Annotated in this window: 4 protein-coding genes; 2 read left to right on the forward strand and 2 right to left on the reverse strand. The window is 39.1% G+C overall.

The window, feature by feature from the left end; translation table 11 throughout:
- Window positions 1-292 (forward strand): histidine phosphatase family protein (locus C1642_RS19165; RefSeq protein ID WP_228153837.1); only part of this gene is annotated, 292 nt, incomplete at its 5' end.
- Between the two features lie 15 nt (window positions 293-307).
- A complete protein-coding gene (locus tag C1642_RS11170; protein WP_001140451.1) occupies window positions 308-1,051 on the forward strand; it encodes an SDR family oxidoreductase in 744 nt (247 codons plus the stop codon).
- Window positions 1,052-1,086: 35 nt separating this feature from the next.
- On the opposite strand, the gene C1642_RS11175 is transcribed toward C1642_RS11170, so the two are convergent.
- Window positions 1,087-2,343 carry an OprD family outer membrane porin gene (locus C1642_RS11175; protein ID WP_000418525.1) on the reverse strand — a complete coding sequence of 419 codons (1,257 nt, stop codon included), beginning with the start codon at window positions 2,341-2,343 and terminating at the stop codon, window positions 1,087-1,089.
- Between the two features lie 116 nt (window positions 2,344-2,459).
- Window positions 2,460-3,331: MFS transporter (locus tag C1642_RS19170; protein WP_228153838.1), on the reverse strand; the 872-nt coding region annotated here is incomplete at its 5' end.

Consider the following 3,331-nt stretch of genomic DNA (forward strand, 5'->3'; position numbering starts at 1 on the left):
GTCTTGGCCGCATTTTAAAAACAGAGTTGAAACGGCGCTACAGCAACTTTGTGATGAATTAGCAAGAAACAAACCTCGTTATGCAGTCGTTTTTACCTCGGGTGGTGTGATTTCTGTAGCAATTGGCAAGCTGCTTGAACTCAGTCCTAATCGAACTTTTGCTTTGAATTGGGCAATTGCGAATACAAGCCTCACGACTTTACGTTTGGTTGGAAATGAAGCTCAGGTTTTAAGTTTAAATGAACATCATTTTATAAAAGCTGAGCGTCCAGATTTACTGACATGGATTTAAAATAAGGATAAAAGCATGGCGAAGACAATTTTAATTACAGGTGCAAGTTCTGGTTTAGGCGCAGGTATGGCGCATGAATTTGCAGCAAAAGGTTATAACTTGGCGATTTGTGCACGCCGTTTAGACCGATTAGAGACTTTAAAAACCGAACTAGAAAATGAGTACGGTATTAAGGTAATTGCGAAAAGTCTGGACGTTACCAATTATGATCAGGTTTTTGAAGTATTTCGCGCCTTTAAACAAGAATTTGGCTATTTAGACCGTATTATTGTAAATGCGGGAGTTGGAAATGGCCGTCGTATTGGTAAAGGTAATTTTGAAATTAATAGAGCCACGGCCGAAACAAATTTTATCTCTGCTTTAGCACAGTGTGAGGCAGCGATTGAAATTTTTAGAGCGCAAAATGCAGGTCATTTGGTGGTCATGTCGTCTATGAGTGCGATGCGCGGATTACCAAAACATTTATCGACCTATGCGGCGAGTAAAGCTGCAGTTGCTCACTTGGCCGAGGGTATTCGCGCTGAATTACTAGATACTCCAATTAAAGTCTCAACCATTTTCCCAGGTTACATCCGAACTGAAATGAATGAAGGTGCTAAACATTTACCTTTTGAAGTTGACGCAAAAACAGGATGTAAAGCTTTAGTCAAAGCAATTGAAAAACAACCTGTAAAAGCGTATGTACCACAATGGCCATGGCTACCAATGAGTATTGCCATGAAGGTTTTACCTTTGAGATTGGTTAATAAATTAGGATAAAAATTACCCCCTAAATTTTAGGGGGTAATTTTTATTTAGAATTTTTTGGTGTAATTGACGAATAAACGGTCTTCGCCAAAGTCATTGCCGTGTTTAACGTTGTAGTCAATACGAATATATTGCAGGGCAAAGCCTTTTAAGAGCGGCTGCTGAAATGCATAGTTCAGAATGACATTGGACTCAGTTTCGTGGTTTTTCTCACCATTAGCTGCTTTAAAGTCATGACCATAAACATATTTCACCATTGCGTTTAAGCCGGGAATGTAATCTTTAAAGTCATAGCCATACATGACATGGTAAGACTTTTCATCTTCTTTAAAGAAACCTGTAGCATTCCAGTTAATGAAATAGGTTTCTGGCAAGAAACCATCTGGTAGAGGGTAAGCCGACTCTCCAATAATTTGTTGGTAACCCAAACCAAAGGTATGGTTTTTTACTTTGACGGTTTCAAGTAAACCAATGTTCTGGGCATCAATATCAAAGGTATTGCCATCATCTTTCGCATTAAAATATTTAAATTTGGAAGTCAGGGCAAAAGTTGGTTGTTTCCACGTATGCTCAAGCCCTACATAGTGTTTATTGTAGAGATCTTCTAAATTACCAAAATAATATTCGCCCTTCAAAGACGGCGTAAATTGATAGCGCAGGTCAATATAATTTAAGCCATCAGATTCTTTGGTAATTCCATTTGCTGTGAACGAAAACTTTTTAAAATCTTCTTCATTTCGTGGCGAGACTTTTTCCACTCGGCCAATTTCGGCATAAAGTTGATCTGAAAGTTGTGATTTAAGATTGGTTCCCCAATACGAGGTGAGTAACTGGCGGCTAGCATCAACAGCCGTTACAGGTAAATCTAGCCAGAGTTCACCGACACTTAAAAGTGTTTTGTCATAACCTAGTTTTAAAGTCGCGCCGTATTTTAGATAATCAGATGCTTGAGATTGCGTTTCTTTATTAAAAGGCAAAACAGTATCTGCGACATGTTTGTCTGAACTCAAACGTACGGCGTATTGAACGGAAGCGTCAGCTCCAATCGTAATAGGTTTATCTGCTATGACTAGTGGAGTGTCATGCATTTTCGATTTATAAAATAAAGATGCTGCCTGAGACCAACTACCGGTATCTTTAAGGGCGTCATTATCAAAATCACGATTGATATAGGCATTTTTTAAAGTGAATTTCCACTCATCTTCAGTTTGCTGATTTGGATTTGCAGCCCAAGAACTGCTGCACATAATAAATAAAGTGGCAAAAGCTAAAGTGTGTGGTTTAAAGCGGTGAAATAATTCCATAATCCATTTCCAAGATATATGCCAGTCCTCGGCATTACGTATTGTGAAATATTGGTGTGGTGTTCCCTAAATTGTTTAAAGGGAACTCCTGTTTTTATAAGTGGCTGTTGCTTCAATTAACGTAATTTTTCAAGCTTCATGCTTTCACTAAAGGATTTACAGCCTTTGAAAAGTAGAGCCAAAGCCAGTACACAGGACAAGCCACCCACAATAGATAAAGAAGAACCCACCATTAATGGATTGCCAAAAACCTTATCTGTAATAATTGCCACTAATGTTGTACCAACACCTAGTCCAATTAAGTTACTTACCAAAAGGAATAGGGCAGAAAGGCGTGCTCTAAATTGGTTGGGTGCTAACATTTGCAATGCTGTTGCCGAAATCACAAGTGGGAAGGAGGCAAAGAACATTGCAGGAATGAGCAAAGTTACTGAAAGCCAGAGTTGATCTGTTTGGGTAAAAAATGCAATTGGAATAATCAGGCCAACAATACCAATCACACCCGTGAACATCGGTGCATCTTGGCGTCCTTTTTTAATAAACCAGTCGTTTAGCCATCCAGCACAAAACACGCCTAAAGTATTTGCAACTAGCAATATAGTGCCGAGCATATAGCCTGTTTCAGTCGGCGCGAGTTGAAACTTACGAATATAAAATGCTGGCGTCCAACTAGTCAGACTGTAGAGTGCCATTGCATAAAAGGTAAAACCTAAATAGTGACAAGCAAAAGTTTTTGCATGTTTCTTGATAAACTGAAGGCACTGCGTGAATTTAACTTGGTCAACTTGTCCGCTTTGGTTGAGCTGCTGTCCTTTACGTGCAGGGTCTTTAACTGTCAAAATAAATAGCAAACCAATAATAATACCGGGTAACCCCACCACTAAAAAGGCAATTTGCCATGCCTTGAGTGCACCTAATAAAGGAACTTCAATGAGTGTCACGCCTTTAAGCAGGTTAATCACATAACCGCCAACTAAAAAGGCGATAC

It is taken from the genome of Acinetobacter sp. AKBS16 (assembly GCF_002899995.1).
Lineage (GTDB): Bacteria > Pseudomonadota > Gammaproteobacteria > Pseudomonadales > Moraxellaceae > Acinetobacter > Acinetobacter baumannii.

Bases quoted from the DNA above. Each gene is read 5' to 3' on its own strand.
- C1642_RS11170 (WP_001140451.1), top strand. From the start codon at position 308: ATGGCGAAGACAATTTTAATTACAGGTGCAAGTTCTGGTTTAGGCGCA.
- C1642_RS11175 (WP_000418525.1), bottom strand. From the start codon at position 2,343: ATGGAATTATTTCACCGCTTTAAACCACACACTTTAGCTTTTGCCACT.